Raw genomic sequence first — 2,453 nt, 5'->3', positions numbered from 1 at the left:
GAAGACGTATTCTCTATCTCTGGCCGTGGTACAGTAGTAACCGGTCGTGTAGAGCGCGGTATCATCCACGTTGGTGACGAGATCGAAATCGTAGGTCTGAAAGCAACCCAAAAAACTACTTGTACCGGCGTTGAAATGTTCCGCAAACTGCTGGACGAAGGTCAAGCTGGTGACAACGTAGGCGTATTACTGCGTGGTACTAAACGTGAAGACGTAGAGCGTGGTCAAGTATTGGCTAAACCAGGTACTATCACTCCTCACACCAAGTTCAAAGCAGAAGTATACGTACTGAGCAAAGAAGAGGGTGGTCGTCACACTCCATTTTTCGCTAACTACCGTCCACAATTCTACTTCCGTACTACTGACGTAACTGGTGCAGTTACTTTGGAAGAAGGTGTAGAAATGGTAATGCCAGGTGAGAACGTAACCATTACTGTAGAACTGATTGCGCCTATCGCTATGGAAGAAGGTCTGCGCTTTGCGATTCGCGAAGGTGGTCGTACCGTAGGTGCGGGTGTGGTTTCTTCTGTAATCGCTTAAGTTTAGAGGCCAATAGCTCAATTGGTAGAGTATCGGTCTCCAAAACCGAGGGTTGGGGGTTCGAGACCCTCTTGGCCTGCCAAATAAAAAATTAACCGGCCTTGTGCCGGTTAATTTTTTTGTACTTAAGTTTTAAGATTATTTGGAATTAATTAATGGATCAATGCCACTATCTAAAATGAAGGCGGGTGGGGTATTGATAAGTGAGTAAAGATGACAGAACATCCGTCTGGACGCAAAGAAAACCATCAGAAAAAGGAAGTTGTGGTAAGTAATAAGCCGGCTCCTGAAAAGAAAGAAGGTCTGTTTGCATATTTTAAGAGCTCTTGGACTGAGTTCAAGAAGGTAGTTTGGCCGAGTCGCGATGAAGCGGTCAAAATGACTGTATTCGTGATTATCTTCGTTGCAGTTTTAGCAGCCTTCATTTATGCTGCAGATACAATTATTTCATGGTTGTTTTTTGATGTTTTATTAAATAGGAAAGGGTAAAGATGTCAAAGCGTTGGTATGTGGTACAGGCCTATTCCGGTTTCGAGAAAAATGTTCAAAAAACATTGAAAGAGCGCATTGCTCGAGAAAACATGGAAGAATATTTTGGTCAGATTCTCGTTCCTGTAGAGGAAGTGGTAGATATCAAGAATGGCCGAAAAACCATCAGTGAGCGTAAATTCTATCCAGGCTATGTGTTGGTTGAAATGGAAATGACTGATGATTCATGGCACTTGGTTAAGAGTACCCCTCGAGTAAATGGTTTTGTAGGTGGTAGCGGAAATCGTCCAATCCCAATTTCTCAAAAAGATGCAGATGCTATTTTGCAACAAGCCAAAACAGGTGTTGAGAAGCCAAAACCAAAAGTTGAATTTGAGGTTGGTCAGCAGGTTCGTGTGAATGAAGGTCCATTTGCCGATTTCAATGGAATTGTTGATGAAGTTAACTACGAGCGTAATAGATTGCGTGTTTCAGTTCAGATTTTTGGTCGTGAAACACCGGTTGAATTAGAGTTCGGTCAGGTTGAAAAGATTTAAGTGGTTTAATTCGCTTGAAAAATTTTTTTTAAGCGGATATAATCGCAAATTCTGTTTGGGAAGCGGAATGGTTCCGCGTTATACCCGTTTTTAGGAGTCCTTAAGTGGCAAAGAAAATTATCGGCTACATCAAACTGCAAATTCCTGCAGGTAAAGCCAATCCATCTCCCCCAGTTGGTCCTGCTTTGGGTCAACGTGGTTTGAATATCATGGAATTCTGTAAAGCATTTAATGCTGCAACCCAAGGTATGGAACCTGGTTTGCCAATTCCAGTCGTGATCACTGCATTTGCAGATAAATCATTCACTTTTGTGATGAAAACTCCACCAGCTTCTATCTTATTGAAAAAAGCTGCTGGTCTGCAAAAAGGTAGTTCTAATCCTCTGACTAACAAAGTGGGTAAATTGACCCGCGCTCAGTTGGAAGAAATTGCTAAAACTAAAGAGCCTGATTTGACTGCTGCTGACTTAGATGCGGCTGTTCGTACTATCGCCGGCTCTGCTCGCTCAATGGGCTTGGATGTGGAGGGTGTTGTATAATGGCTAAAGTATCTAAACGCTTGAAAGCTCTGCGCTCTTCTGTTGAAGCTAACAAACTGTACGCAATCGATGAAGCAATTGCTTTGGTTAAAAAAGCTGCTACTGCTAAATTTGATGAGTCTGTTGACGTATCTTTCAACCTGGGTGTTGATCCTCGTAAATCTGACCAAGTTATTCGTGGTTCAGTCGTTCTGCCTAAAGGTACCGGTAAAACAACTCGCGTAGCTGTATTTACTCAAGGTGCAAATGCAGATGCTGCTAAAGAAGCTGGTGCAGATATTGTCGGTTTTGAAGATCTGGCTGCTGAAATCAAAGCTGGTAACCTGAACTTTGACGTTGTTATTGCTTC

Annotated in this window: 4 protein-coding genes, 1 tRNA gene and 1 pseudogene; all 6 read left to right on the top strand. The window is 42.6% G+C overall.

Features of this window, described 5'->3' with window-relative positions:
* A partial coding sequence (locus tag ACTHSP_RS19640; protein ID WP_440346739.1) for an EF-Tu/IF-2/RF-3 family GTPase occupies positions 1–540 on the top strand: 540 nt, incomplete at its 5' end.
* 6 nt (positions 541–546) lie between these two features.
* Positions 547–622: transfer RNA gene (locus ACTHSP_RS19635), tRNA-Trp, on the top strand.
* Between the two features lie 131 nt (positions 623–753).
* Positions 754–1,029 carry a preprotein translocase subunit SecE gene (gene secE, locus ACTHSP_RS19630; RefSeq protein WP_137041335.1) on the top strand — a complete coding sequence of 92 codons (276 nt, stop codon included), beginning with the start codon at positions 754–756 and terminating at the stop codon, positions 1,027–1,029.
* A gap of 2 nt (positions 1,030–1,031) precedes the next feature.
* Positions 1,032–1,565, top strand: coding sequence for a transcription termination/antitermination protein NusG (gene nusG, locus ACTHSP_RS19625; RefSeq protein WP_003680697.1), 534 nt, complete (start codon positions 1,032–1,034; stop codon positions 1,563–1,565).
* Positions 1,566–1,669: 104 nt separating this feature from the next.
* Positions 1,670–2,104, top strand: coding sequence for a 50S ribosomal protein L11 (gene rplK / locus ACTHSP_RS19620; protein ID WP_002220151.1), 435 nt, complete (start codon positions 1,670–1,672; stop codon positions 2,102–2,104).
* Positions 2,104–2,453 (top strand): annotated as a pseudogene (rplA, locus tag ACTHSP_RS19615) (50S ribosomal protein L1); the annotation flags it as partial. The gene rplK and the pseudogene rplA, both read left to right, overlap by 1 nt.

This window comes from Neisseria sp. P0001.S005, assembly GCF_051963715.1.
This window is presented reverse-complemented; position numbering and strand designations above follow the sequence as displayed.

Excerpts from the sequence above, each read along its gene's own strand:
- secE (WP_137041335.1), top strand. The coding sequence starts at position 754 with ATGACAGAACATCCGTCTGGACGCAAAGAAAACCATCAGAAAAAGGAA.
- nusG (WP_003680697.1), top strand. The coding sequence starts at position 1,032 with ATGTCAAAGCGTTGGTATGTGGTACAGGCCTATTCCGGTTTCGAGAAA.